This window comes from Chryseotalea sp. WA131a, from assembly GCA_025370075.1.
GTDB lineage: Bacteria > Bacteroidota > Bacteroidia > Cytophagales > Cyclobacteriaceae > ELB16-189.
Map to the genome: position 1 here is coordinate 2,462,187 of CP073016.1, position 26,307 is coordinate 2,488,493.

Below are 26,307 nucleotides of genomic sequence, written 5' to 3' on the forward strand. Positions count from 1 at the left end.
TCTGGTTGGCACCGCATCACAATTATCCTCTTCCAAAAGCATTAGTAACCGTGCTCAGATTTTAAAAGCACTCAGCGGCAATCAATCGGTTGTAAGCAATCTATCAGATGCACGTGATACCCAACTGATGATGGCCGCGCTTGAAAACGCAGAAAAGACAATCGATGTAAAAGATGCCGGCACCACCATGCGTTTTCTTACGGCCTTCTTTGCCCTTACGGGGAAAAACAAACTACTCACTGGCACAGCCAGAATGAAAGAACGCCCTATTGGCTTGCTGGTAGATGCTTTGCGAAAACTAGGTGCTAACATCGATTACATAGAGAATGAAGGATTTCCACCGATTGAAATAAAAGGGTTTGGCGAGCAACTAACCAACCAGATTGAAATGCCTGGAAACATTAGCAGCCAGTACATCTCTGCGTTGATGATGACTGCCCCAAAGTTGCCACAGGGATTAACCATTTCCCTTTCTGGGAAGGTAGGCAGCGTCCCTTACATTTTGATGACGGCTGCTTTGATGAAAGAGTTTGGTGTAGAATGCAAAGCTGATTGGGTTGCCAATCGAATTGAGATACCCCACCAAAGCTATTCCCCTACTCGCTACACCGTAGAAGCCGATTGGTCTTCTGCCAGCTATTGGTTTGGATTTACCGCCTTGGCCAAAGAAGCCGAAATCACATTGCCCAACATTTCAGAAAAATCACTTCAAGGCGATCGGGTGATCGTAGAGATTATGGACAAATTGGGTGTATTGACAACTTTCAAGGATGGATCCATGCAGCTTTCCAAAAAAGAAGCAGTCAAAAACTTGGCTTGGGATTTTAAAGATTGCCCCGACCTAGCCCAAACCGTTTTTCCTGTATGTGCCGCAAAAGGAATCAGCGGAGAATTTACTGGCTTGGAAAGCCTGCGCATCAAAGAAACCGACCGCATTGCTGCCCTTCAAAATGAACTAGCTAAAATAGGTGCAACGTTGACCGAACCGACCCTTGGGAGTTGGAGGCTAGAGGTTCGAGGTTCGAGGTTAGACAGGGTTTCATCCTTCCAACTTCCAACTTCCAGCATCGAAATAAACACCTACCATGACCACCGTATGGCGATGGGCTTTGCCCCGTGGGCAACTTTAATGAACTTAAAAATAGAAGCACCCGAAGTGGTGAACAAATCATATCCGGGCTTTTGGGAAGATATGAAAAGTGTGGGGTTTAATCTTTCTTCACCCGTTTAGCAAGCTGCTGGTGTGGCAACTCAACTGTTGGTTTCTTTCCTTCTTTCAATTTATTCTTTTGGGCAAGGCGTATGTTGTAGCGAATCACCTTCCAATAATCAGCGCCATAGCCGACCAAAATCTCCGCGCCCTTAGGTATGTCTTTGCTTGCTTCTATGTAGCAGTGTTTTTTTTCAGTCACGTACTCTGAATTGTTTCGCACGCCCTTTATGCGGGTGATGCCGAGTGCATCGTTGGCAAAATGGGCCACCGATTTATTTGTCTTCCACGCATCGATGCAATGCTTAGCAGTAAAATAGAATACATACCCATTTCGGTCATCCGCCATTTTCTCTACTTCCTTCCAAGTCACCTTTTGGCCTTTGTACTCAACTATACGAGTTCCTTTTTTAATATCAATTTTAGTGAACAAGCCCTTGCCCGCACCCGGCAGGGTGGATTTTTTTACGAGAAGAAATTTTTCTAATAATGCCATGGCAATGGGCAAAAAAAACATCCTGACCCATTACGATCAGGATGTTTGGTTCAAGTTTTAAACTAGAATTACTTAATAATTACGTCTACACCAGAAGGCAACTCCAACTTCATCAACGCATCGATGGTTTTTGTACTGCTAGAGTAAATATCAACCACGCGCTTGTAGGTGCAAAGTTGAAATTGCTCGCGAGCCTTTTTGTTTACGTGCGGAGAACGCAATACTGTGAATTTTTCTTTTTCAGTAGGCAAGGGAATAGGACCGCTTACCACTGCACCTGTTGCTTTTACAGCACGCACAATTTTCTCAGACGACTTATCAACTAAGTTGTGGTCGTACGATTTCAATTTGATTCTGATTTTCTGGCTCATATCTAAACGTCTTTTAGATGTTTTTTAAAATTTCCTTCTAAAATTATTTGGCGGCAACGGCACCTTTTACTTCTTCTATTACTTTCTCGGCTAGGTTTCTAGGCACAGGCGCATAGTGTGAGAAGGTCAGGTTTGCCGAAGCACGGCCTGAAGTCAACGTGCGTAAGTCGGTGATATAACCAAAGAGTTCTTTCAAAGGCACATCTGCCTTGATCACCTGGGCACCACCGCGCGTGTCCATACCTTTCATGATACCTCTTCTGCGGTTCAAATCGCCTGTTACCGAACCCGTGTATTCATCAGGAGAAATTACTTCTACGCCCATGATTGGCTCCAACAACTGAGGTCCACATTTGCTTGCTGCTTCTTTAAAGCCAATGCGAGCTGCCAATTCAAATGACAATGAATCAGAGTCAACATCGTGGTACGAACCATGGAACAAACGAACTGTCATCGAATCGATCGGGTAACCAGCCAACGGGCCGTTCACCATAGCTTGCTCAAAACCTTTTTGTACGGATGGAATAAATTCTCGAGGAATTACACCACCCACAATGTCATTCACAAACTCTAAACCTGGCTTGTCCTCTGGACCTAACTCGCGTGGCCCGATTTCGAATACGATATCGGCAAACTTACCACGACCACCGGTTTGTTTCTTGTAAACTTCTTTATGCTCAACATTCTTGGTCAATGCCTCTTTATATGCTACCTGAGGAGCACCTTGGTTAATCTCTACCTTAAACTCACGTTTCAAGCGGTCGATGATAATCTCCAAATGCAACTCACCCATCCCACGAAGGATTGTTTGACCTGTTTCGTGATCTGTATTTACGCGAAGGGTAGGATCTTCTTCCACTAATTTGGCAATGGCCATACCCAATTTATCTGCATCCGCTTGCTTTTTGGGCTCAATTGCATAACCAATTACCGGCTCAGGGAATATCATTGACTCTAATATCACCGGGCGTTTTTCATCGCACAGCGTATCACCTGTGCGAATATCTTTGAAACCAACTACTGCGCCAATATCACCAGCTGGCAATCGTTCAATTTGGTTTTGCTTGTTGGCGTGCATTTGGAATACACGAGAGATACGTTCTTTCGCATCGGAACGAGTATTTTTAATATACGAGCCTGATTCGAGCACACCTGAATAAGCACGCACAAAACACAAACGACCTACGAATGGATCGGTAGCGATTTTAAATGCCAAGCCTACAAACGGTTCTTTTTCGTCAGGGCGAATTTCCACTTCACTTCCATCATCAGGGTTTGTTCCGATAATTACATCTTTGTCAAGAGGTGAGGGCAACAACTCCATCACATAATCCAACATGGTTTGCACACCCTTATTTTTGAATGAAGAACCGCACACCATCGGCACGATTTTCATATCAATAACCGCTTTGCGCAAGGCCGTTAAAATTTCTGCCTCTGTGATTGAACTTGGGTCGTCAAAAAATTTCTCAATCAAGGTTTCGTCATACTCCGCTACCGCTTCCAATAATTTTTCGCGATACTCATGAGCTTCCGCCTTCATGTCTTCGGGAATTGGCACTTCTTGAAAGGTCATCCCCTTATCATTCTCATTCCAAATGATGCCGCGGTTGTTGATCAAGTCAACCACACCTTTAAAGTTATCTTCAGCACCGATCGGCAATTGCAAGGCAACTGCTTTGCTACCTAGTTTCTCTTTTACTTGGTTACACACTCCTAAAAAGTCTGCACCTGATCGGTCCATTTTATTGACGAAACCAATACGCGCAACTTTATAGTTGTCAGCTAAACGCCAATTTGTTTCAGATTGAGGCTCAACACCATCTACAGAGCTAAACAAGAACACCAACCCATCTAGCACACGCAACGACCGATTTACCTCCACGGTAAAATCTACGTGGCCAGGTGTATCGATAATGTTTACGTGGTAGTCGTTGTTTCTATATTTCCAATGTACGGTAGTCGCGGCTGATGTGATAGTGATACCGCGCTCTTGCTCTTGTGCCATCCAGTCCATGGTGGCAGCACCTTCGTGAACTTCACCAATTTTATGGTTTACACCAGCATAATAAAGAATCCGCTCCGTGGTAGTTGTTTTACCGGCATCAATATGCGCGGCAATACCGATATTTCTTGTGTACTTAAGGTCTCTTGCCATGGAAGGGGGTTAATTAAAATCTAAAATGTGAGAAGGCCTTATTGGCTTCGGCCATGCGATGTGTATCGTCTTTCTTTTTGATGGCAGCACCTTCGCCTTTAGAGGCTGCTAAGATTTCATTTGCCAATTTATCTTTCATGGTTTTTTCACCACGTGCACGAGAATAGTCGATCAACCATTTGATGCTCAAATTGATTTTGCGCTCGGGGCGGATCTCCACCGGCACCTGAAAGTTTGCACCACCTACCCTACGGCTTTTTACCTCTACGGCAGGCATTACATTGTTCATGGCGCGCTTCCAAACTTCCAATCCGTTTTCGCCACCCGCTTTCTTTTCTACTTGCTCAATGGCATCATAAAAAATAGAGTAAGCAACGCTCTTCTTACCATCTGTCATCATGTAGTTAACAAATTTGGTAACGAGTGTATCTTTAAATTTTGGATCAGGAAGAAGATATCTTTTCTTGGGTTTCGACTTTCTCATGGCTTAGCTGATTTGAATAACTGTCTGGTTGCTTATTTTTTTCCTTTTGCTGCTGGTGCACCTTTCGCAGCAGGAGCGGCTGCCCCAGCTTTCGGACGTTTTGCACCATACTTCGAGCGGCTTTGCTTGCGGCCGTTTACTCCGGCTGTATCCAACGCACCTCTGATAATATGGTAACGCACACCAGGTAAATCTTTTACACGACCACCACGCACCAATACGATGGAGTGCTCTTGCAAATTGTGACCTTCGCCCATAATATAGGCGTTTACCTCTTTCTGGTTAGTCAGTCGCACACGGGCAACTTTACGCATGGCAGAATTTGGCTTTTTAGGGGTTGTGGTGTACACGCGGGTACAAACTCCCCTGCGCTGAGGGGACGAATCTAAGGCTGGAGACTTTGACTTGAAGGTCAATTTTTCCCTTCCTTTTCTCACAAGTTGCTGAATGGTTGGCATTTACGTTTTATTTTTTAACCTTTTTAAAATAAGGACTGCAAAGGTATTATAAAACAGCAAACCTGCAAAAGCTGAGTGTAATCAATTTTTGAAGGTTTCTGCTAAAAATACCTGGATAAACTATAGTCTAATATGCTATTTCAGGGTAGAATCCATAGCCATAGGCACAAAAGACATTGCGCGATTGAACTTTATGGTAAATACCCCCCTGGGTGGCAGTAGATTTTTCATATCTCAAGAAAACAATAACAATCACATATTCTTCACCACCTCTTGCCCAAACTCTGAGCACTTCAAAAGGGTAGCACCCTCCATTTGGCGGTGGAAATCGTACGTGACACGCTTGGAAGAAATGGCTCCTTCCAAACCTTTCACAATCAAGTCGGCAGCCTCTTGCCACCCCATGTACTCCAACATCATCACGCCTGAAAGGATTACTGAGCCAGGGTTTACTTTATCTTGACCGGCATACTTGGGTGCTGTGCCGTGGGTTGCCTCAAAAATAGCATGCCCGGTGATGTAGTTTACGTTACCACCCGGAGCGATTCCAATACCACCCACAATCGCGGCCAACGCATCTGAAATATAATCACCGTTTAGGTTCAACGTGGCTACTACCGAGTATTCATCAGGGCGTAAAAGTATTTGCTGAAGGAAGGCATCGGCAATGGCATCCTTCACCACTATCTTATGACCATTCTTTTCAATCACCATCCAAGGGCCACCGTCTAGCTCGGTCGCTCCAAATTCATTTTTGGCCAAGGCATAACCCCAATCACGGAAGCCGCCCTCGGTAAACTTCATAATGTTGCCTTTGTGCACCAACGTTACACTTGGCTTTTTCTGCTCAATAGCATATTGAATGGCCGAGCGCACCAAACGCTCTGTTCCTTCTTTCGATACGGGCTTGATGCCGATACCCGAAGTTTCAGGAAAACGGATTTTCTTGTATTGTTTCGAAAAATTTTCTTTGAAGAAGGTCATGAATTTCTTGTTGTCGTCACTGCCTTGTTGAAATTCAATACCCGCGTAAATGTCTTCGGTGTTTTCGCGGAAGATGCACATATCGGTTTTGTGGGGTTCTTTTACTGGAGATGGCACTCCTCTAAACCAACGCACGGGACGCACGCACGAATACAAATCCAACTCTTGGCGCAAGGCCACATTGAGCGAGCGAATGCCACCGCCCACAGGTGTGGTAAGCGGTCCTTTAATGCCTACCAAATATTCGCGGAAGATGGTAAGCGTTTCTTCGGGCATCCAATTGCCCGTTTGGTTAAAAGCTTTTTCTCCAGCCAATACTTCCTTCCAAGAGATTTTGCGTTTGCCTTGGTAAGCTTTTTCTACGGCCTTGTCAAACACATATTGAGAAGCAGGCCATATATCTACGCCTGTGCCATCACCTTCAATGAATGGGATGGTGGGGTTATTGGGGACAGTTAATTTTCCGTTGCTGATGGTGATTTTTTGGTCGCTCATTTTATTACTGAATTTAAGTGTTGAAGTTAAGAATGGTTAGAGTCTTTGGATTCGAAAAGTAGGAAATTAATTTTACTTCGAATTTAGTTTCAACTAACGACTGAGACCAATGAAATATTGATTGAGTAAATTAAAAATTGACGGAAATGAAAAGCTGCTATTTTCTGACTGTCGAGAATATACCACTTACCATCAGTTTTTATCACTAAAATAAATACCCGAATGAAATTTTTCTAAATACTGTAAGTGCTCGATCAACACTATCTTTTCATGGGGTGGTAGGTTTCCAGCTTTTAACTTCAAATCAGATTCAGAATCTCGAAAAAAGCCGTCTTTTGCCTTCTTTCCTTTTGGGGTAATTTGTACCCTTCTTACGCGCTTATCTACACTATCTATGTTTTCTTTTACCATTCCGGCCATTCGTAGCCGGTTCAACATTTGAGTGCCTGTATTTATTTCGCTGATGGTGCTGGAGTACACCTCTGTCTTAGATGGGTTTCCAAGTTTTTCAATGGCAATCAAAATAAAATACTCATCCATGGAAACCAGACCATGCTTGCTTAGCGTGTTTTTTGCATACCATTTAAAAAACTTGGCTAACCTATGAATGAGCCATACAAGCGTTCTGTTTATATCCCCATCGGCTTTTACAGCGTCCGAATTGAGTGTTTTATTGAGCCAAACACTAAAGTCGACTAGGTTATTGTTTTTTGTTTCCTTTTGAAAGGTTTCAAAATGACGGATTAAATCAATTAAGGGGCTCGCTTTGTAAATCGCCTAAAATTTCTTCAAAGTTAAAGCTAACGATCATTTTATTAGTATAATAAAAAATAAAATTACAATAAATTACTTTTTTTTAAAAAGTAATTATTATTTTGATACATAGTGGAACTTTTCCAATACCTTGTTTGGATTGCTAAACTCAAAAACAACCATCTTAAATCCTTACAAACTCAAAAATGAGTTTGTAAGGATTTACTAGGTAGCACTTATCTTTTTAGGCTTTTTAAATCTTCGGGTGTATCGATATCGATTTCACCTCCTTCAAATTCTACGGATTCAACTTCACCGCTAAGGTGTTGAATTAGTTTTTTGGCACCTTCGCCATCCTCAATTTGTTTCAAGTTTTCAAAAAGTTCTTTTTTGAAAAGCACAGGCACACCCCAATTTTTTTTATAAGAAGAGTAGACTATTTTTTTTGACGATATCCGAGCCATTTCAATTAATCGATTCAAGTGATTTGTAGTTAAAAAAGGTTGATCGCAAACCAATATCAATATTTGATCGGTACGGGGCCATTTTTCTATAATGGAATTAAATCCAGTTTTTAGTGAACGCCCCATCCCATTTTTCCACGCATGGTTTTGTACGATCAGTGCTGGAAAATGCTCAATTTCCGATTTGTGTTGCTCAAATGCATGACCCAATACAACGGCAACTTGTGAACAGACTTCTAGGGAAATAGTAGTTGTACGAAGCAGAAGCGATTTTCCCTCTAACCTAATCAATTGCTTCGATTGGCCTAATCGCGAGGACGAGCCGGCAGCGAGGAGGAGTAGGCTCAGGGACTCACCTCCGTCCGAGGTAAGCTCGGACATCCCCTCTCTAGGTTGTAGAAAGGGGCGGATTGGGTTGGCGTCAACTTTCGGTTCATTGGGAAGCACCTTCCCCTCATTGCTAGGCAGAGAGGGTGCAGGGGGGTGAATATTTTCTAAAGGCTGTTTTGTTTCATTTTCTTCCACAGACTCACCCCCGTCCGAGGCAAGCTCGGACACCCCCTCTCTACAACGTAGAGAGGGGGGGATCGGGTTGGCGCCAACTTTCGGTTCATTGTGAAGCACCTCCCCCTCTTTGCGAAGCAGAGGGGGGGCTGGGGGGTGAGTTGCAGGTAACGATTTCAACTTCTCCTTTATTTTATTCAAAACAGCATGCACATCCATCAATTCCTTATTTGCAATCCTTAATGTTGTAATGCCCAGTTCGAATAAAATTAAATCGCGGTTGATGTCTGCCTCTTTCTGAAAGTGGTGATATTCTCCATCTACTTCAATCACTAACTTTTTCTCTGCACAATAAAAATCAGCCACATAAAATTGTTCTTGTTGTCCGCTGTAGTTAAAGGGTATCGGATGTTGCCGAAGAAATTTGTAGCCGCTTAGTTTACGGTTTCTAAGATTTGCCCATAGCAGTTTTTCTGATGGCGTTTGAGCCTTTCGAAGCCCACGAGCAATATGAATAATTTTACTTCTAATAATTATTGAAATGAAATTTTCTTCTCACCATTCTCAATCAAATACACCTGTTTAAATACTTGATCGCTGTTCGGATCGCGTTGATGGATGGGGCCAGGGTTATATTTGAGAAAACGACCCGAGCGGTTTGCAAATTTGCTTTGAATTTCGGCTACAATCGAAATGGCAATTTCATCTGCGGCCTCGGCACCTATGTCCAGCCCAATAGGTGAATGGATGCGATGAAGCTGTTCAGTTGTTAAATCAAGTCCATCTTTTTTGAATTCCAACAGCATTTTCTCAAATCGCTTGCGTGGTCCCAAAATCCCGATGTAAGGCGTTGATGTGCAAATCAATTTTTTTAGAACATCCCGATCGTATTCATAATTGTGCGACATCAAAATACAGGCGGTGTAGGCCGTAACGTTGAAATCTCGTTCAATATATTCACGTTGGCACAACGACAACTTGTCGGCATTCGGAAAAAAAATCGGGGCAATGTGCGCCACACATTCATCGGTCACCTGCACTTCCCAACCCAGTGATTTGGCCAATTGACTGACTGGTCGCGCATCAAATCCTCCACCAAAAATGATGACGGATAATGAGGGTTGAATGAATTCAAGAAACACTTCACATTCATTTTCATTATTATAAAATATTTTTGTTTCTGATTTCTTTGAATTAAAAATTTCCGTAAGCAGAGGCAGAACACATTCGCTCCGTTTTTTATCTTGAAATGATTGGATCGCAGATTGTTGGCCAACAACCATTTTCTCACCCACTCCTTCTCCACGAATTACTGTAGCCATGGCCACCGGTTCGTTGGCCTGAATACATTTTTCAAATAGGGGCATCGGATTATGTTCTGGAGTAATAGGCTCAATCAACACATCGATTACCCCGTTGCACCCCAAGCTAATTCCTAAATTTTGATTGCTTTCTTCCCGCGTATCGTACGTAACGGTTAAAGGTTTTTTATCGGCCATCACCTTTCGCGCTTTGCGCAGTGCGTCTCCCTCTAGGCAACCGCCACTGATAGAGCCTACCCATTTGCCATCATCCGTAATGAGCATACGGGCTCCCGGGCTACGGTAAGAGGAGCCTTTCACCTTTACCACTGTTGCTAGAGCTGCTTTTGTTTGATGGGGTTTGAGTTCTTTATAGGCAGCTAATATGGCTTTAAATTCTTTCATTGTTGCTTAGACATACTTAAACACTTTAAAGCTATCACTAATTGACGAAATTTAGAAGGTATTTTTGATAACAAAACCAATTCGATGGCAGGTATTGTTTTACCTTTGTAGTCATTTAGCAAGATGAACAAACCCTTTACTATTGGCATAACGGGGGGCAGTGGCTCTGGCAAAACATTTTTTTTGCAAGGTTTGAGTTCGCTCTTTGATCCGGAGGATATTTGCCTGATTTCGCAAGACAATTATTACAAGCCCCGCGATCAGCAACCCATCGATGAAAATGGGATTAAGAATTTTGATTTACCAATTTCAATAGACCGAGAGGCTTTTTTGATGGATCTACTGAAGATAAAGTCCGGTCAAAATGTGATCAAAAAAGAATACACCTTTAACAATCCCGCGGCAGAGCCCACGTTGTTGGAGTTTAAGACAGCCCCCATCATTATTGTGGAAGGTTTGTTTGTACAGTATTTTGAAGAGATAGAAAAAGAATTGGATTTACGCATTTTTATTGAGGCCAAAGACCATGTAAAGTTGGGCAGGCGCATCAAGCGCGACCAAGTGGAAAGAGGATATGATTTAGATGATGTGTTATATCGCTACCAATATCATGTCATGCCAATCTATGAAAGTCAAATAGAACCGTTAAAACATGAAGCAGATTTGGTGATTCCGAACAACAGCAATTTTGCAAAGGCATTGGATGTGCTTTCTATTTTTTTGAAAACTAAGTTATCAAGGTGACAATACCTTTTTTTTCACTCCAAAGGCTTCATCAATCTATACAAGGTGAATTAGACGAGGCTATTTCCAAAGTAATTAGGAAAGGCACGTTTGTATTGGGTGAAGAGGTAGAATCATTTGAACACCAATACGCTGCCTACACCGGCACCAAATATTGCGTTTCGGTTGCCAGTGGATTGGATGCACTCATTGTTTCATTAAGAGCAGTTGGTATTGGCAAGGGCGATGAAGTACTTGTTCCGTCTCACACTTGTCAGGCAACTTGGTTGGCGGTAACCTTAGTTGGTGCTACACCCATTCCGGTTGAAGTAACCGATTTATTAATAGACCCTTCAAAAATTTTAAGTCACCTCACCAAAAAAGCAAAAGCAATCCTGCCTGTTCATCTATACGGTCAGCCTTGTAATATGGATTTAATTGGTGAATTGGCTAAGAAAAATAATTTATTGATTGTTGAAGATAACGCTCAAGCGCATGGCGCTACTTGGAAATCAATGCGTACTGGTAGTTTTGGAATCATTAATGCAACTAGCTTTTACCCAACCAAAAATCTTGGTGCGCTCGGAGATGGAGGGGCTATCACTACCAACGATAAAGAGCTGGCAACTTTTGTAAAAAAGTATCGAAATTATGGGTCAGAGGAGAAGGGCTGCCACACTATTGTAGGTATCAATTCAAGATTGGATGAAATGCAGGCTGCTTTGTTACGGGTGAAGTTAAATCACTTGTCGAAATGGAATTTAATGAGAACGCAAACCGCTGAATTGTACTATAAAAATTTACAAGGAGTAGGGGATGTTATTTTGCCTCCCCAAAAATCAACTGAGCAGGACTGGACTCACGTGTATCATCAGTTTGTGATCAGAACAAAGCACAGAGATTCCTTAAAGAAATTTCTGAATGATAAAGGCGTTGAAACGGCTATCCACTACCCCACACCAATACACCTACAGCAGGCTTATCAATTTTTGAATCTAAAGAAAGAAAGTTTGCCGAGGGCCGAGAGATTAAGTGAAACTGTTTTAAGCCTACCGATATGGCCAGGTTTGTTGCCAGAAGAAACCGAATTCATAAGTCAGAAGGTTACAGATTTTTTTTATCATTTGTAAACGATCACATAAAAGAGCAACCACAAAAGGAAGATCAAGATATACGAAGTGGCCACAATCCACCACGTAGAGCTGTTTTGCTTGTGGGCGCGAAAGGCAAAATAGTTTACCCCTTTTACCATCACTAACACATACAATACCTCGAATAAACTGATGGCCCGAAGCGGATAGTGGTATTGTGGTGGCACGGTGAGGTAGTTAAAAAAGTTCATGATCGAAAAAGGGTAGAAGGCCCTTATCTCCAACAGTTTTGGGTCGGTTTCAATAAAAACAAACCAAAAGATTTTTAGCAACTCAGGCAGGATAAAAACATACTCGGCAATCATGGCCACGCTCCAGCATTGAGTGTAGGTAATCCGATATCCAAACGTAAAGCAACCCACCCACAGCATAAACCCGATGACGGTAAATTTCCAGAGGTATATAAAGGGTATGGAAAAGAACTGAAGAGCGCTTATAAGTTTGAGAACCATCCCTTCTGGCCTGTCTTGCAAAAACTCAAAAGCGGCAGTATCATACTCGATAAAGGCCTTTTTAATGAACAATAAGACTACCGACAACAGGCAAAGTATGATGAAGGCCAGCTTTTTGTCGGTGTCGAAAACCGAAGTTCTTTCTATTTCGTTTTGCATGGTGACAAAAGTAATGGATTAGTTGTTCACCTATTTTTTTAATGGCAATTTTGCAATCACATGAAAGAGGCCGGCTTGAAATTTCTGATGTTATTCTTTTGTTTAGTGAGTGTACATGCTTTTTGCCAAACCAAGCAACTGAAGAAAGACACCACCATCATCCTCATCTCAGATGTTTCCGTACAACTGGAGGCAGTGCAAGCATTAAATGATCTCTACGATTTTAAATTTGAGCGAGCCGAAAGGCAAATGCGGTGGTTCAAACAAAAATATACATGGCACCCTTTGCCGTACTTTATGATGGGCCTCAGCGAGTGGTGGAAGATAATGCCCAACACAAAAGAGACCAAGTATGATGATCGGTTTTTGGCCTATATGGATAGCTCGATTTTGGTGGCCGAAAACTTGTATAAAAAACATCCCGAGTATAAATTGGAGGCCGCTTTCTTTTTGGCGGCAGCCCACGGCTTCAAAGGAAGGTTGTATTCCGATGAAGAACGTAAGAATTGGCGCAAGGCGGCTGTGCAAGGAAAAATTGCTTTAAATTACTTGGAAGATTGCCGTGGCAAAGAATACTTAAGTCCTGAGTTGCAGTTTGGCGATGCACTTTACAATTACTTTTCGGTGTGGGTACCCGAAAATTACCCTTCATTAAAGCCGATTCTGTGGTTTTTCAGAAAGGGAGACAAACAACTTGGGCTAAAGCAACTACGCGAAGTTTCTTACAATGCTTTTTACACACGCACCGAGGCCATGGTGTGGTACATGCGTATCATGAACAATTACGAAAACGATCAGCCCAAGGCCTATCAAGTGGCTGAGTATCTCTTTCAAACATACCCCAATAATCCTTACTTCCACCGCTACTATGCACGTATGTTGTACGCACGTGGCATGTATCCCGAATTGGAGAAACAATCGAAGCGGATATTGAACTTGATTGACAGTGCCAAGTTTGGTTACGAAGCTACTAGTGGGCGCTACGCTGCTTTCTTTCTGGGGCAGATGTATGATTTTCAGCGCAAGTGGGACGAAGCCAAGAAGTATTATGAGCTGAGTGCTAAATATGCAGTGCAAATAGACGCCACCGAATCGGGTTATTACTTATATTCGTTGATAGCATTGGGCGAAATCAACGAACGGCAAGGAAACAAAGCAGAAGCCAAAAGGTATTTCGGCATGGTGAAGAAAAAAGCCAAGCGTAAAGACGAAGCCTATAAAGATGCGAAGCGAAGGTTGAAGAAATTAGAGAAAGGGGATTGAATTTTCACTTATTCAAAATGGTGGGAGCTTTTGATAGATATGGGGCGTGCTTGCTCTGTGGGTCGACTAAGCTGGTTCTCAATATAACTCCTATCCTAGAGATTCAGCCATTTCAGCAGATCACATTGAAGATATAGGAGGAAAGGCAATGTTTCAAAAACAATAATTTGAAATGGATCTCAGAGATTTAATTGTTACACCTATCTTACTTGTCTTAATTTTTGGTGGTACATATTTGATTAGGGATTATGTAACTGACCCAGTTACTAGGAGGTATTTCTTTCCAGCTATAACAGTAAAGTTATTCGGTTCGATTGCGCTGGGTTGTATTTATCAATTTTATTATTCGGGTGGCGATACATTTATGTACCATTCTTATGGAAGTCGGTTAGTTTGGGAATCAATTTTTGATTCCCCCATCCAAGGGCTTTCGTTGATTTTTAAAGATGCGGGTGATTATTCCAATGTGTACAAATATGCATCTCAAATTTATTTTTTTAAGGATCCACCCTCCTACTTTGTTATTAGAATGGCTAGTGTTTTTGATTTGCTCACATTTTCTACTTATTCTGGTACTGCTCTACTTTTCGCAGTATTTAGTTTTTGCGGTACATGGGCTTTGTATTTGACATTTTATAAACAATACCCCAATAGCCACCGCTCTTTAGCCTTTGGCATCTGCTTTATTCCGACAGTTTTTTTCTGGGGTTCTGGCATTCTTAAAGAAACGATTGTTATGGCTTCCATTGGTATTTCAACGTATTGCTTTTATACACTTTTTATTGAAAAAAAGACCAAGTGGACTAAAATTTTGCTTTTGTTGGTTTCTCTTTACTTTATTTTTAGTGTCAAAAAATTTGTGTTACAAGCTTTCATTCCAGCAGTATTGATTTGGATACTAGCATCGAATTTCAAAAAAATTCAATCGCTTGCAGTGAGGATACTATTGATACCGATTGTAATTGCCATTGCGATTGCTTCCTCCTATTTCTCCATCGTAAAGGTGGGGGAAGGTGATGCTAAATATGATGTAACAAAGATTGCTCAAACCGCTAAGGTAACGGCTTATGACATCCGTTATTGGTCAGGGCGGGCTGCTGGATCCGGATATGAACTGGGTGAATTGGATGGCACTTTTAACTCCATGTTGAAGCTCGCGCCCCAGGCAATCAATGTCACCTTGTTTAGACCTTATATATGGGAGGTAAAAAACCCTCTGATGCTGATGTCCGCTTTGGAAGGCACCGTGTTTTTTTTAATTGTAGCAGTTATCTTGGTTAAAAAGAAGAGATTTTTGTTTGCTTCCTTCTCGGATCCGAATTTCCTTTTCTGTTTAGTTTTCTCGATCTCATTTGCGTTCGCTGTCGGGGTTTCAACTTTTAATTTTGGAACTCTTGCCCGGTACAAAATACCCATGATGCAATTTTTTGCTACGGGCTTGGCTATTGTGCTAGCTCAAGAAAAGAGCCAAAGAAAGTTAGACGCATTGGAAAGTAAAGAATAGCTTTCTACCACCTTCGTGCGCCCCATTTTTCCTAATTGATTTCTTAATTCCTCATTGTTAATAAGTAAGGATAACTTTGTTAACCATTCTTCATACGATGCACACAAGTATCCATTCACACCATTTTCAATGATGATTTTATTGACACCAACCGGAGAGGCTACCGTGGCGATACCAAGACTCATATATTGTAAAGCTTTAAACCCACATTTCCCGTTGGACCAAGTATCATCTGTCAAAGGCATAATGCCGATATCAAATTTTACCAAATCGTCAATCTCAGTTGATTTTGACCATTCAATGAATTGTAACGAACTGATTTCGATTGACGGTTTTTTATTGGAGATAATCAAGAACTTAATTTTTCCTGAAAATTGTTTGTTAAGTATTTCCAAAACTGGCTTAATGCCTTCTAAGTATTTTAAAGTAGAGTGAGTGCCCGTCCAACCGATCGTAATAAGGTCTTCTATTATATCTCTTTTGACAATAAATGGATTGTGTAGATTCTCAGTATCGATAGTGGTTGGGTTTAGGACAACATTTTGGTTGTATTCCTTCGCAAAGTCACACAGATATTGATTGCCGCAACTTACTTTGTAACTCCATTTGCAAATCCACTTTACTTTTGAATGCCACTTTAGCCAAGCGGACAACTTGTTCTCTTCGCTCGTATTGGCAAGCCAAATAGCATCATCAAAATCGTAGATTATCTTCTTGTTGAAAACTTTTACGGACATCCACTCAAACCAAGGTGGGCCGAGTGGTGTTGCCTCGCGATGAATAAAAACATAGTCTGCCGTTGGCACATACCATAAGAGTTGAAAAAGCCTTTTTGAATACCCCGCTAGTAGGCCTATTGTCTTTCTTAAGTAATTTCCATTTGAATATAGTATTGCCCAATTTTTCTTTGACCAGAATGAATACTGATTGAATTCGAAGTTATTTTTTCTCAATACGTGAAAGTATTGCTCAAACCTAAATCGCTGCGAAGGTGCTTCGCCTGCTGGATATGGGCAAATGAATAGTATTTTATTCCTCATTTAAAGTTCTTACTAACCTGCCTATTGCTCCTTGCCTTTCTTAAGCGAGCGATACAAAATCACTGCTGACTCTTGTTCAGAGTGGCCCTCCAGCTGAAAATAATGAGGAATTGAAAAACAGGGGTCATCATAAGGCTTATATTGATTAGATTTTAAGGCTACCTGCATTCTTTCAGCATTCAGCTTATTCCGGTAGGAAAAAGCTCTTTTACCTTTAAAGTCTGCAACTATAAGTAACCCAATCATAACCACGGCTATCAATTTAAATGCAATTTTTTTAAAAGAGACATAGTAATGAACAAGGATAGATAGTAGCATAAATAGATAAGGAAAATGCAAGGCCGAATAGTAATAATGTACTTCTGGTTGGTTGAAGCGAGTCATTGTCAATAGGATAGATGAAAAGAACATACCCATGAGGCTAAGAAAAATTAATTCTTTGATGCCTATATCAACGATCTTTTTATAAGCAATGGCAATAAAAAAACCGCATGCAATCAGCGGTGCTACTGTTACTAAAAAAGAGTGATTGGGGCTAAAATTTGGGATAAACACTCGCCAAATAGAAATAGAAATGATTTTAAAAAAGTATAAAATCTTAATTTTAACATGGCTAGTAAGCGCACCACCCTCCAAGACAAGCCTCGATTGAATGTAAAGTGCATGAGCCAAATGGGTGGCTAGAATTAATACGACTAGCACCAAAAACTTGAAATCAACAGACTTTTTGCTTTTTAGGCCGAAATATGCAATTAGGAACAAAACAGGGTAGAAAAGCCCATTAGGAAAAAAGTAGTTTTGAAAAAAAAGGCAACAGCCGAACCGGACTAGTGAAGAAGTAGTAGATGTTTCCATGTACTGTTTAAAATACAAGATACTCGCGATCAGAAGCAAAAGATGTATGAGTTCACACTGTTGAAATATCCATAGAGCATTTACAAATTGTACCGGGTGTATAAGAAATAAAAAGGCTGAAAAGAGGGCTGCATTTTTATGAATCGAGAAGGATAATAAAACCCGATAGAGATAAATGGAACAACCAACAAGAAGTAATGAGTTAATGATTTGATACCCCATCATGAAGGATTTCATCACCAGAAACTCAAGGAAAAAAAAGTATTGAAACAAAGGCTTTATTTCAAAAGCCAAGTGGTTATTAAATAAAGCAAATTGTTTCTGGTAGTAAAATGATAGATAGAGCCAATCATCGCGCCAAAAAAAGGTATCCGGATTTAACCAAACAATTAGCCCAAATACAACAAGTACCAGATAAGGTTGCTTTTTAATGTACGGAAGTATTGTAAACATCTTAATTGGTACTCTTGAATAGTAAAATTAGTGTATAATAAATGAATAAAGTTGAGCTATTTTTGTGCACCCAAACATAGGCAATTTAAATATTCATTAAATCTAGTGGAAAGCAACGATTACTTTTTTGAGATAAAACCAAAAGATAGAGTAGGCCTCAATGTTAAAGAGTTGGTTGAATACAGGGAACTATTTTATTTTTTCACTTGGCGAGATGTTAAGGTGAAATATAAACAAACTGTTTTAGGTTTTCTGTGGGCAGTTATTCAGCCGCTGTTGCTGATGATTATATTCACTTTCTTTTTTGCAAAGCCAATGAAAGTGCCATCTGATAACATGGAATATCCGGTATTTGCCTTTTCAGGATTAATCTTATGGACGATTTTCTCTTCGGGTATAACCAATGCCGGTAACAGCATGGTGAGCAATGCACAAATCATCAAGAAGATATATTTTCCCAGACTGATTATCCCTATCTCAACGATATTGGCCTCGGTAATTGATTTTGCCATAACTTTTGGGATGTTTTTAGTACTTATAGTTTTGTTTCATCAGCCTGTAAACCTCACATATGCAATAGTCTTTTGGCCAATGGGGCTTCTGATTGCTGTTATAGCTACTTTTGGGCCAGGTTGTTGGTTGGCTGCTCTCAACATAAAGTACAGGGATTTTCGTTACGTGATTCCGTTTTTGGTGCAGTCACTTCTTTTTTTGACACCGGTTATATACCCGATTTCCATCGTCTCCGATTCGTGGGTGAAGTACCTGCTGGCTATCAACCCAATGTATGCAGCCATCACCATTTTTAGACTTCCACTAAGCCAAAGCATGCCTGAGCTTTTATTGGTAACCATTAGTTTGCTCTCTGGTTTGGTACTTTTCGTTGGTGGCTTATATTACTTTCGAAGAACTGAAATGTATTTTGCTGACTTGGCATAAAATGAAACCTATCTTAGAAGTTCACGCTGTTTCAAAGAAATTTAATATTCTGCATCAAGGTCAGTCGTATTTAAGTTTAAGAGATCGGATTGTCGGATTGACCAAATTAAAATTTTCGAACACTAACAAGGAAATTTTTTGGGCATTGCGAGATGTTAGCTTTAACGTTATGCCAGGCGAATCCATTGGCATTGTGGGCAAAAACGGTGCAGGAAAATCTACATTGCTTAAAATCCTGTCAAAGATTACACCGCCAACTCAAGGAAAAGTCATTTGCCGAGGAAGGATAGCAAGCCTACTCGAGGTGGGTACTGGCTTTCACCCCGAGTTGACAGGCAGAGAGAATGTATATCTGAACGGGTCAATCCTAGGAATGCGTAAAAAAGAAATTGATGCTCATTTTGATGAGATCATTGACTTTGCAGGAACCGAACTTTTTTTAGATACTCCCCTAAAGCATTACTCAAGTGGGATGCAGCTGAGACTAGCGTTTGCCGTAGCCGCCTTTTTAGAACCAGAGATACTGGTTATTGATGAAGTCCTCGCTGTTGGCGATGCGCAATTCCAAAAGAAATGCCTAGGCAAAATGGAAGACGTAGCCAGAAGAGGGAGAACAATTCTGTTTGTAAGTCACAATATGGCGGCCGTGCAAAGCCTTTGTAGAAAAAGTATTCTTTTAAATAAAGGATCATTAGAGTTTATTGGAAACAGCAATGAAGTCGTAAACAAATATCTTGATCTGGCATTCTTAAGTACCGAATTTAAAAATGGATCAGTTGAGTTCAATAGTTCAGCAGATATGAATCGGATTATCAAGAAAGTAGAATTGTATTGCAATGGAAGTTTATCGGACTTTCCCCACATGGGTTGCCAGCTGGAGATAAAAGTTCATTTCTGTTCTCCAAAACCGATACCCTATCCGGTGTTGGGCGTTATTTTCAGAGACAGTCTGGGCACTCCCGTTTTAGGCATTAACAATAATCACTATGTGGGCAATGTTGCTTCACGACCGCTTCAAGAAGGTGATTTTTCTTTTATTGTTGATTCCCTTCCGCTAATCAACGGGTCATATTCTGTTGACATTCACTTTGGGGATAACATTACTGATCTTGACGTCAGACGAGATTGCATGAATTTTGTGGTGGAGAAAATGCCATTCTCTAAAACGGGAGTTCTGCCCGATGAACAGATCAACAAATTCTTTGTTCAGGATGTTACATGGCGCGTTCAATGATGAAATATGAATTACTCTTCTCTAGCGATAACAAAAGTCATTCTTTCATCCCTCTCGATGCTTCGTCTGCAAAGGGGATTAAAATATATTTTTGTCTTTCACGATGTATCTCCTGCTAATGCTCATCAGCATTACTCTGTCTATTCCACTGAGGTCACGGTTTTTCAAAATCAAATCAATTGGCTGAAGAAGCATTTTTATATTGTATCACTTGATGAACTTGTAGAAAACAATTCCATTAAAGAAAACTGTGCCTCAATCGTTTTTGATGACGGATTTAAAAGTATTCGCGACTACGCATTTCCAATCCTTCATAAAACTTCCATCCCTTTTACCGTGTTTGTTAACAAACATGCCGTTATCAACAATTGGCTCTGGTGCAGTAATCTTTTCATGGCGCATAAAAATGCTGATGCCGCTTACCTCAAACGAATCTACGATCACTTTTCTTTTACTAGGTTGAGTTTTGAAGATTTTAATCGAGCACCGGGCGAAGCGTTAATCACATCAAAAAAATTAGAGAGCAACTACGATATTTTCTTTGATGAAAAATATTCTGCTCTACCTACCTACCTTACCGAAACGGATATCAAGTTCCTTATTGATAACCAATGCGTAATAGGTAGTCACACTACAAATCATAAATTACTTTCAAACTGTACCGATCAGGATATTGAAGAGGAGATCGTAATCAATAATGAATTCTTAAAAGAGCTAACCGGGAAGACCATTGACCATTTTGCAATCCCTTTCGGTTTTGAAGGAACCTTCGATGCTCGAACTGTGTCTCTGGCAAAAAAATATCACGCTCATCTTTACTCTACCGAGCGAACTTGTTTCAACAATCATCACAATCAGTCCGCTGTTTTTCCAAGATTAGGGCTTCGAAATGAAAATTTGACTAATCTTGTCTACGCTATAAATCTGCCTCTGGCGGTTAACCTTCGAAATAGATTCTTTAAGTGATGGAGCCACAACTTCAATACGAACGCATCACTCGCGAGAGTAACCTGGCATCGCTTACTGAGTTGATGAAGACCTGTTTCAACATGAAAGTGGGTCAGGATTATTTTAAATGGAAATATTTCGACAATCCTGCTGGTGAGATCGTTGCTTATAGCGCTTCGAGTGAAGGAAAAATCATTTCATATTCCGGAGTAATTCCGGAACTGTATTGGGAGAACGGAAAAGTGATAAAGATATACCAGGCTGTAGATACCTTAACCCATCCGGATTTTAGAAGGCATGGTCTTTTTAAAAAGCTTGCGAATATGTGTTATGCCGATATTGCCCAAAGTGAAAAGGCTTACATTATTTTAGCGTTTCCCGTCCCTGTTTCCTATGATGGATTTGTGAATAAGTTAGGATGGGAAAAAGTTTTCTTTTGGCAATTTCGGTTTTGCTATTCCTTTGTCTTTAAAGCATTCTCGCTGTTTCCTGAGTTTAAAAGCACCTCCCTTCACTTTCGTTCTATTCAAAATATCGATTCGCAAATCACAACATATTTTAGTGTACGGAAATCATATTTTAATCTCGAGAAATTTTTTGACGCTAAAACATTTCAGTGGAAAGTGTTGTTGAACAAACACAAAAAATATGAAGCGTTGGGTATTTATGAAGCCAATAATCTGATCGGAATAGCTGTATTTCATTTAGACAGTCCTAAATCTTGCCATTTGGTTTGGATTGATTTCATTGATCAGGCCCATTTTAATTTTGCCTCGTTCAAAAAAACAGTGCATCACCTTTTCGCTCTTACGAAAAGACGATGCATTTACACCTGGTCGCCAACCTCTAATTTTCAAAAGCGAATTTTTAACCGCATCGGATTTTTGCAGAACCCTTTTAATAAAGGTCCCTTCAAAGAAAAAATGCCTTTTATAGTATTGAATAGTAATGGCAATAGCGAAACTTCCCTTTGGAAAGACGAATCGAATTATAATTTTCAAGGAATAATACTCGACTAATCAAATAAATTTACCTCCGATGATCGGCAGAATAAATCGCAAACTAAAATTCTTCATGCTTCAGTTTCGTGTGAAGAATTATAATGCATTCAAAAAAGAGCTTTCGTTAAATCAACTTAGCGCATCCAACATAGAAGAGAACACAAAGAAATTAAAACCATACTATTCCGAATATGTGAATCATGTTTCGTCTCCTGAAATGGCAGCTTCGATGGAATTGGCTGGGTTTATGTACACGCTATGTAAAGCCAATCAGTACAAGAAGGTGTTGGATTTGGGTTCTGGCCTAAGCTCTTTTATATTTCGATTATATGCTAAAGAAACCCTGGGAGTAGAGGTTTATTCTGTTGATGACGATGCTGCATGGTTGACGAAAACAAGGGGCTACCTCGAGCAACATCATCTCGATACAAACAATATGTTCACACTTCAACAATTTGTCGACTTAAAAGAATCTGGCTTTGATTGCATTTTACATGATTTGAATTTTGTAGAGGTTAGAATTCAATATGTAGACTTTGTTTTTAGGTCGGCAAAGAAAAATGGGCTCATTATCATGGATGACGTTCACAAGATGGATTACCGTTTTGCTCTTTTAAAGAAGTTAAAGTCTTTAGAGGCTAGTTGTTTTACCTTGCGCGATATGACGAAAGACAATTTTGGCAGATTTGCGTATGCAGTATTGAAGAAATAGTCATGTATCTTAGCATTATAATACCCACCAAAGAAAGGGAAGAAATATTCAAGAAAACATTAGCGGCTGCCATTGATGCTATTGAGGATTGCCCTGCTGAGATAATTGTTGTAAACGATTCACAAACCTCTTGCCCTACTATACCAGACTATCTTCCAAATGTTAAGCTTATAAACAACCCAAAATCGGGTGTTGCCTCAGCTCGAAATGAAGGGGTAAAGCACTCAACAGGAGATTTGCTTTTGTTTTTAGACAATGACATCATTATTTCAAAGCAATCCGTAATGCATATCATGGCGCTTCATGCTCAGTATCCAAAGGGCTGCTTTAACCTCGATTGGCAATATCCACAGGTATTGCAAGAATTACTAACAAAGAGTAATTTGGGAAGATTTATCTTGAAACATGGAATGGCGTCATTCAAAGGATGGTATGCTGATGGATCTTGGAGGGACAATGCGTTATTTGAATCTTTGTCGGTCGCCAGTTTTCATTTATCCATTTCAAAAAGCAATTTTGATTTGACGGGCGGGTATAACGAACAATTTCCGTATGCTGGATTTGAAGATTATGATTTTCCGACCAAGCTAAAGAAGGCTGGACTTCAATTTTATATAGACAGCCGCGTGATGGTTAGTCATAATGAATCGGATAGATTAAGCTTGGACAATTGGTTAGCCAATCAGCAGCGGAGAGCAGCAACGAGAAAAGTAGCTGTAAATTTGGGTTATCACGAGCTCCAATTGGAGTATGGGTGGATAAAGAGTATAGTACTTGCGACAATTGGCTATCTACATCCATTGATTAATTTTTTATTGAAAAGCTTCCCCAACCAAATTTTTTTTGACCCTCTCTATTTTAAAATTGTAGCCATCAACCAAGCAGCTGTGATTTATAAAGGATACACTTTGCAATCAACAACATGAATATTTCTGTTAAAGTTAGAGTGCTCAACCTATTTCGATGTGTCTTTAAGCTCCCAATATTAGAGCAATGGCTAGCTGCGAATACACTCAACAAATCACCCAATCATATTATTTGCAAGTTAGTGCCCAATCCGTATCAATACGCTCCAGCTACGTACCGAACTATACAACGTGACCATCTTACCTTAGAAGTAGATATAAGCGACTACATAGGTCATCTTTTATTCTTTGGATTTTTAGATTCAGCTATAACCAAATTGTTTTCGTTGTGCAAACCAACTGACAATGTAATTGATATAGGCACCAACATCGGTTGGACTGCATTAAATTTTGCAAAGCGCAGCCATTCAGGTAGCGTAATTGGCTTTGAACCAGACCCGTTTAACTATCGGGCGTGCCAATTAAACATAGCGCGTAATACGTTTCCAAATCTTACGGTGTATCCTTTTGGTTTGGGAGAAGCAACACATCAGGTAATGATGGAACTACGTACCCCAGAGAATAGAGGGGGAAATAGAGTTGCCCCCTCAGGTAATCCAGGTTCTGTGCCCGTTCAAATAAGAAGGTTGGACGAAGTAGAAGAGGTTGTTTCACTATCAAAAATCCATTTGATGAAACTCGATGTGGAGGGATATGAATTAAAAGTATTGCGGGGCGCAAAAGCAATCTTACAAAAGCATAAACCAATATTGTTCATTGAGGTAGATGATGACAACCTGAAGGACCAAAACGATTCTGCAATGGAGTTGTTACAGTTTTTAGCACAATGTGGTTACCGTTCCTTTGAACATAGCGAAACGGGTGTAGAAATTACTCCTGATTATGATTTTTCGCACTGCCATTTTGATATGATTGCTAGATAGGCGATGGCACAGAGGAACCTTGTTTATATACTTTCGCACGTGCATAAATCACTTGGTTTTGAGTGGGTAACGATGGGATTGATGAGGGACTATCGCCTTACTTTTATTTTATTAAATGAATCCACTTCTTCGCTTGAAGATTTTCTAGTGAAGCAAGGAGTAGAAGTGAAGCGTGTTTACTATAGAGGTAAGCAAGACTTTTTTAATGCCTTTCTCAAGACTCTTCTTTACTTACTGCGAAAAAGACCGGACATTGTTCATGCTCATTTATTGGACGCTCAATTGATAGGGCTTACAGCGGCTTTTTTTTCTGGTGTAAAGAAAAGGATCTATACGCGGCACAATAGCAATTATCATCATGTTTATCATCCACGAGGAGTATGGCTCGATAAATGGAGCAACCTGCTTTCAACCAACATTATTTCAATCAGCCAGTCAACCGATAAGACATTGCTTCAATTGGAGCGTGTTTCACAAAGTAAAATCGTAAAGATACCGCATGGTTTCGACCTATCTGCCTTTGATACTATTGCGCCTGATCGGATCGAAAAAATACGTTTGAAATGGAAAATTCCTAACCAACAACCAGTAGTGGGTGTTGTTGCTCGTCATATTGAATGGAAGGGAATTCAATACATTATTCCGGCCTTTCGGAAATTTCTAAATGAAAACCCCAGCGCTTGCCTGGTTTTGGCAAACGCGATTGGACCCTATCATGAGCAATTAATGGAATTGGCACAATCCATTCCAACTAATCAATTGGTGATTGTCCCTTTTGAGGAGGACATCGCAGCGCTTTATGCTGTTTTTGATTTGTATGTACATACACCTATCGACCCTTTGTGCGAGGCATTTGGTCAAACATATATAGAGGCATTGGCTTGTGGTGTTCCTTCAATATTCACTTTATCTGGCATCGCTTCTGAATTTATAATAAATAGGGAAAACGCACTGGTGGTTGAATTCAAGAACACAGAAGCTATATTTGAAGCAATGTTGCAACTATGGCCTGATAATCAATTGAATCATAAAATTGTGGAAAAAGGTAGGCATGATGTAGTTTTGCGATTTGGAATTAATCCAATGGTTGCTTCATTGAAAGCATTGTATGACAAATAATCCCTTCTTTAGCATTGTAATTCCAACTTATAATCGTGCAAACTTTATCTCGAAAGCAATAGAATCCGTGTTGGCTCAATCGTTTAAAGATTTTGAGATTGTGGTAGTGGATGATGGCAGCACTGATGAGACAGAACAGGTTGTGATGAGTATTAAAAATGAAAAGGTACGTTACTTCAGAAAGGAAAATGAAGAGCGTGCGGCTGCCAGAAATTTTGGTGCAAGAAGTGCTAAAGGAAAGTACATTAATTTTTTGGATTCAGATGATACTATCTACCCTCACCATTTGCAAACGGCAAAACAGTTTAGTGATCAATTTTTAGAAGTTAAGGTCTTTCATTTGGGATATGACATAAAAGATGTGCGAGGAGTCTTACTCCATTCGGTATCGAACATCAAATCCATCAATCATCAAATTCTTTCTGGCAATGTTTTGAGCTGCAATGGCGTTTTTCTAAAGAGAGAGGTAATGAAAGAGTTTCAATTTAATGAAGATCGGTTATTATCTTCTCTTGAAGATTGGGAGTTTTGGATTAGGTTAAGCGCTCGATTCCAGTTCTTAAATAGCAATACTATTACCTCCACGGTTATACAACATGATCAAAGAAGTGTGATGATGCCCGATGCAAATAGAATTAAGCTGAAGGTGGACAGATTTGTTAAATATGTTCTGGCAGACGAGATTAACAAAGCGACATTTGGTTTAGGTTTGAATAAGGCAAAAGCTAGCGCATTGACGTATGCGGCACTACACCTTGCGATGGCAAAAGCAGGTAAAAGAGTAATTATTCATTACTTATGGAGCGGTATATCCATTCACCTAGGTGAAATGTTTAAGAAACGATTTTTGGTAATCGTTAAAGAACTTATTAAGGTTTGATA

The 26,307-nt window shown here is 40.3% G+C and carries 25 protein-coding genes and 1 pseudogene; 14 read left to right on the plus strand and 12 right to left on the minus strand.

What is annotated here, in order from left to right:
- The first annotated feature begins 1 nt into the window (after position 1).
- Positions 2–1,231: a 3-phosphoshikimate 1-carboxyvinyltransferase gene (locus KA713_11000; GenBank protein ID UXE69105.1), complete on the plus strand. Its 1,230-nt coding sequence runs from the start codon at positions 2–4 to the stop codon at positions 1,229–1,231.
- On the opposite strand, the gene KA713_11005 is transcribed toward KA713_11000, so the two are convergent.
- The 9 genes and pseudogenes from KA713_11005 to KA713_11045 form a co-directional block, all read right to left on the minus strand.
- Positions 1,209–1,706 carry an SET domain-containing protein gene (locus KA713_11005; GenBank protein UXE65030.1) on the minus strand — a complete coding sequence of 166 codons (498 nt, stop codon included), beginning with the start codon at positions 1,704–1,706 and terminating at the stop codon, positions 1,209–1,211. The two genes, KA713_11000 and KA713_11005, sit on opposite strands and share 23 nt — an antisense overlap.
- 68 nt (positions 1,707–1,774) lie before the next feature.
- The gene (gene rpsJ / locus KA713_11010; GenBank protein UXE65031.1) at positions 1,775–2,077 is read right to left on the minus strand and encodes a 30S ribosomal protein S10; all 303 of its coding nucleotides are present in this window, start codon (positions 2,075–2,077) and stop codon (positions 1,775–1,777) included.
- Between the two features lie 43 nt (positions 2,078–2,120).
- The gene (gene fusA / locus KA713_11015; GenBank protein UXE65032.1) at positions 2,121–4,235 is read right to left on the minus strand and encodes an elongation factor G; all 2,115 of its coding nucleotides are present in this window, start codon (positions 4,233–4,235) and stop codon (positions 2,121–2,123) included.
- A gap of 13 nt (positions 4,236–4,248) precedes the next feature.
- Positions 4,249–4,719 (minus strand): 30S ribosomal protein S7, encoded by a 471-nt coding sequence (gene rpsG / locus KA713_11020; GenBank protein ID UXE65033.1) that lies wholly within the window; start codon positions 4,717–4,719, stop codon positions 4,249–4,251.
- 32 nt (positions 4,720–4,751) lie between these two features.
- Positions 4,752–5,177 carry a 30S ribosomal protein S12 gene (gene rpsL, locus KA713_11025; protein UXE65034.1) on the minus strand — a complete coding sequence of 142 codons (426 nt, stop codon included), beginning with the start codon at positions 5,175–5,177 and terminating at the stop codon, positions 4,752–4,754.
- 252 nt (positions 5,178–5,429) lie between these two features.
- Positions 5,430–6,656, minus strand: coding sequence for an NADP-dependent isocitrate dehydrogenase (gene icd, locus KA713_11030; protein UXE65035.1), 1,227 nt, complete (start codon positions 6,654–6,656; stop codon positions 5,430–5,432).
- 192 nt (positions 6,657–6,848) lie between these two features.
- Entirely contained in the window at positions 6,849–7,196 is a 348-nt protein-coding gene (locus tag KA713_11035; protein ID UXE65036.1) for a winged helix-turn-helix transcriptional regulator, read from the minus strand.
- Positions 7,197–8,566: 1,370 nt separating this feature from the next.
- Positions 8,567–8,920, minus strand: a pseudogene (locus KA713_11040) (endonuclease domain-containing protein).
- Positions 8,911–10,083: an XdhC family protein gene (locus KA713_11045; GenBank protein ID UXE65037.1), complete on the minus strand. Its 1,173-nt coding sequence runs from the start codon at positions 10,081–10,083 to the stop codon at positions 8,911–8,913. The pseudogene KA713_11040 and the gene KA713_11045 overlap by 10 nt, the downstream one beginning before the upstream one ends.
- 123 nt (positions 10,084–10,206) lie before the next feature.
- Here KA713_11045 and KA713_11050 point away from each other — a divergent pair, with 123 nt between their 5' ends.
- Together KA713_11050 and KA713_11055 are read left to right on the plus strand one after the other, a co-directional pair.
- Positions 10,207–10,827 carry a uridine kinase gene (locus tag KA713_11050; GenBank protein UXE65038.1) on the plus strand — a complete coding sequence of 207 codons (621 nt, stop codon included), beginning with the start codon at positions 10,207–10,209 and terminating at the stop codon, positions 10,825–10,827.
- Positions 10,824–11,936 carry a DegT/DnrJ/EryC1/StrS family aminotransferase gene (locus KA713_11055; protein ID UXE65039.1) on the plus strand — a complete coding sequence of 371 codons (1,113 nt, stop codon included), beginning with the start codon at positions 10,824–10,826 and terminating at the stop codon, positions 11,934–11,936. Before KA713_11050 ends, KA713_11055 begins: the two co-directional genes overlap by 4 nt.
- On the opposite strand, the gene KA713_11060 is transcribed toward KA713_11055, so the two are convergent.
- Positions 11,927–12,568, minus strand: a complete 642-nt coding sequence (locus tag KA713_11060; protein ID UXE65040.1) for a hypothetical protein — start codon at positions 12,566–12,568, stop codon at positions 11,927–11,929. The genes KA713_11055 and KA713_11060 overlap by 10 nt on opposite strands.
- 60 nt (positions 12,569–12,628) lie before the next feature.
- Here KA713_11060 and KA713_11065 point away from each other — a divergent pair, with 60 nt between their 5' ends.
- Positions 12,629–13,831, plus strand: coding sequence for a tol-pal system protein YbgF (locus KA713_11065; GenBank protein UXE65041.1), 1,203 nt, complete (start codon positions 12,629–12,631; stop codon positions 13,829–13,831).
- Between the two features lie 172 nt (positions 13,832–14,003).
- Positions 14,004–15,335 (plus strand): hypothetical protein, encoded by a 1,332-nt coding sequence (locus KA713_11070; protein UXE65042.1) that lies wholly within the window; start codon positions 14,004–14,006, stop codon positions 15,333–15,335.
- On the opposite strand, the gene KA713_11075 is transcribed toward KA713_11070, so the two are convergent.
- Together KA713_11075 and KA713_11080 are read right to left on the minus strand one after the other, a co-directional pair.
- Positions 15,287–16,375, minus strand: a complete 1,089-nt coding sequence (locus KA713_11075; protein ID UXE65043.1) for a glycosyltransferase family 4 protein — start codon at positions 16,373–16,375, stop codon at positions 15,287–15,289. The two genes, KA713_11070 and KA713_11075, sit on opposite strands and share 49 nt — an antisense overlap.
- 21 nt (positions 16,376–16,396) lie before the next feature.
- The gene (locus tag KA713_11080; protein UXE65044.1) at positions 16,397–17,683 is read right to left on the minus strand and encodes a hypothetical protein; all 1,287 of its coding nucleotides are present in this window, start codon (positions 17,681–17,683) and stop codon (positions 16,397–16,399) included.
- A gap of 105 nt (positions 17,684–17,788) precedes the next feature.
- On the opposite strand from KA713_11080, the gene KA713_11085 reads away from it, so the two are divergent.
- Genes KA713_11085 through KA713_11125 form a run of 9 tightly spaced genes read left to right on the plus strand, consistent with a single transcriptional unit; the run spans position 17,789 to position 26,305 of the window.
- Complete coding sequence (locus tag KA713_11085) at positions 17,789–18,622, plus strand: ABC transporter permease (protein UXE65045.1); 834 nt, start codon at positions 17,789–17,791, stop codon at positions 18,620–18,622.
- Between the two features lie 10 nt (positions 18,623–18,632).
- A complete protein-coding gene (locus KA713_11090; protein ID UXE69106.1) occupies positions 18,633–19,856 on the plus strand; it encodes an ABC transporter ATP-binding protein in 1,224 nt (407 codons plus the stop codon).
- 6 nt (positions 19,857–19,862) lie between these two features.
- A complete protein-coding gene (locus tag KA713_11095) occupies positions 19,863–20,822 on the plus strand; it encodes a polysaccharide deacetylase family protein (protein ID UXE65046.1) in 960 nt (319 codons plus the stop codon).
- On the plus strand, positions 20,822–21,823 hold the full coding sequence (locus tag KA713_11100) for a GNAT family N-acetyltransferase (protein UXE65047.1): 1,002 nt from the start codon (positions 20,822–20,824) through the stop codon (positions 21,821–21,823). Before KA713_11095 ends, KA713_11100 begins: the two co-directional genes overlap by 1 nt.
- Before the next feature lie 19 nt (positions 21,824–21,842).
- Entirely contained in the window at positions 21,843–22,517 is a 675-nt protein-coding gene (locus KA713_11105; protein ID UXE65048.1) for a methyltransferase domain-containing protein, read from the plus strand.
- Positions 22,518–22,519: 2 nt separating this feature from the next.
- Positions 22,520–23,443, plus strand: a complete 924-nt coding sequence (locus KA713_11110) for a glycosyltransferase (protein UXE65049.1) — start codon at positions 22,520–22,522, stop codon at positions 23,441–23,443.
- Positions 23,440–24,306: an FkbM family methyltransferase gene (locus tag KA713_11115; protein ID UXE65050.1), complete on the plus strand. Its 867-nt coding sequence runs from the start codon at positions 23,440–23,442 to the stop codon at positions 24,304–24,306. The genes KA713_11110 and KA713_11115 overlap by 4 nt, the downstream gene beginning before the upstream one ends.
- A 3-nt stretch (positions 24,307–24,309) precedes the next feature.
- A complete protein-coding gene (locus KA713_11120) occupies positions 24,310–25,425 on the plus strand; it encodes a glycosyltransferase family 4 protein (GenBank protein ID UXE65051.1) in 1,116 nt (371 codons plus the stop codon).
- Positions 25,415–26,305 (plus strand): glycosyltransferase family 2 protein, encoded by an 891-nt coding sequence (locus KA713_11125; GenBank protein ID UXE65052.1) that lies wholly within the window; start codon positions 25,415–25,417, stop codon positions 26,303–26,305. The genes KA713_11120 and KA713_11125 overlap by 11 nt, the downstream gene beginning before the upstream one ends.
- Positions 26,306–26,307: the final 2 nt, after the last annotated feature.

What these genes read in the sequence shown, in the direction of transcription:
- KA713_11120 (UXE65051.1), top strand. Translation starts at nt 24,310, where the DNA reads ATGGCACAGAGGAACCTTGTTTATATACTTTCGCACGTGCATAAATCA.
- KA713_11095 (UXE65046.1), top strand. Translation starts at nt 19,863, where the DNA reads ATGAATTACTCTTCTCTAGCGATAACAAAAGTCATTCTTTCATCCCTC.
- KA713_11070 (UXE65042.1), top strand. Translation starts at nt 14,004, where the DNA reads ATGGATCTCAGAGATTTAATTGTTACACCTATCTTACTTGTCTTAATT.
- rpsG (UXE65033.1), bottom strand. Translation starts at nt 4,719, where the DNA reads ATGAGAAAGTCGAAACCCAAGAAAAGATATCTTCTTCCTGATCCAAAA.
- icd (UXE65035.1), bottom strand. Translation starts at nt 6,656, where the DNA reads ATGAGCGACCAAAAAATCACCATCAGCAACGGAAAATTAACTGTCCCC.
- KA713_11065 (UXE65041.1), top strand. Translation starts at nt 12,629, where the DNA reads ATGAAAGAGGCCGGCTTGAAATTTCTGATGTTATTCTTTTGTTTAGTG.
- rpsJ (UXE65031.1), bottom strand. Translation starts at nt 2,077, where the DNA reads ATGAGCCAGAAAATCAGAATCAAATTGAAATCGTACGACCACAACTTA.
- KA713_11100 (UXE65047.1), top strand. Translation starts at nt 20,822, where the DNA reads ATGGAGCCACAACTTCAATACGAACGCATCACTCGCGAGAGTAACCTG.
- KA713_11035 (UXE65036.1), bottom strand. Translation starts at nt 7,196, where the DNA reads ATGGATGAGTATTTTATTTTGATTGCCATTGAAAAACTTGGAAACCCA.
- fusA (UXE65032.1), bottom strand. Translation starts at nt 4,235, where the DNA reads ATGGCAAGAGACCTTAAGTACACAAGAAATATCGGTATTGCCGCGCAT.
- KA713_11125 (UXE65052.1), top strand. Translation starts at nt 25,415, where the DNA reads ATGACAAATAATCCCTTCTTTAGCATTGTAATTCCAACTTATAATCGT.
- KA713_11080 (UXE65044.1), bottom strand. Translation starts at nt 17,683, where the DNA reads ATGTTTACAATACTTCCGTACATTAAAAAGCAACCTTATCTGGTACTT.
- KA713_11075 (UXE65043.1), bottom strand. Translation starts at nt 16,375, where the DNA reads ATGAGGAATAAAATACTATTCATTTGCCCATATCCAGCAGGCGAAGCA.
- KA713_11045 (UXE65037.1), bottom strand. Translation starts at nt 10,083, where the DNA reads ATGAAAGAATTTAAAGCCATATTAGCTGCCTATAAAGAACTCAAACCC.
- KA713_11110 (UXE65049.1), top strand. Translation starts at nt 22,520, where the DNA reads ATGTATCTTAGCATTATAATACCCACCAAAGAAAGGGAAGAAATATTC.
- KA713_11050 (UXE65038.1), top strand. Translation starts at nt 10,207, where the DNA reads ATGAACAAACCCTTTACTATTGGCATAACGGGGGGCAGTGGCTCTGGC.
- KA713_11060 (UXE65040.1), bottom strand. Translation starts at nt 12,568, where the DNA reads ATGCAAAACGAAATAGAAAGAACTTCGGTTTTCGACACCGACAAAAAG.
- rpsL (UXE65034.1), bottom strand. Translation starts at nt 5,177, where the DNA reads ATGCCAACCATTCAGCAACTTGTGAGAAAAGGAAGGGAAAAATTGACC.
- KA713_11105 (UXE65048.1), top strand. Translation starts at nt 21,843, where the DNA reads ATGATCGGCAGAATAAATCGCAAACTAAAATTCTTCATGCTTCAGTTT.
- KA713_11115 (UXE65050.1), top strand. Translation starts at nt 23,440, where the DNA reads ATGAATATTTCTGTTAAAGTTAGAGTGCTCAACCTATTTCGATGTGTC.
- KA713_11005 (UXE65030.1), bottom strand. Translation starts at nt 1,706, where the DNA reads ATGGCATTATTAGAAAAATTTCTTCTCGTAAAAAAATCCACCCTGCCG.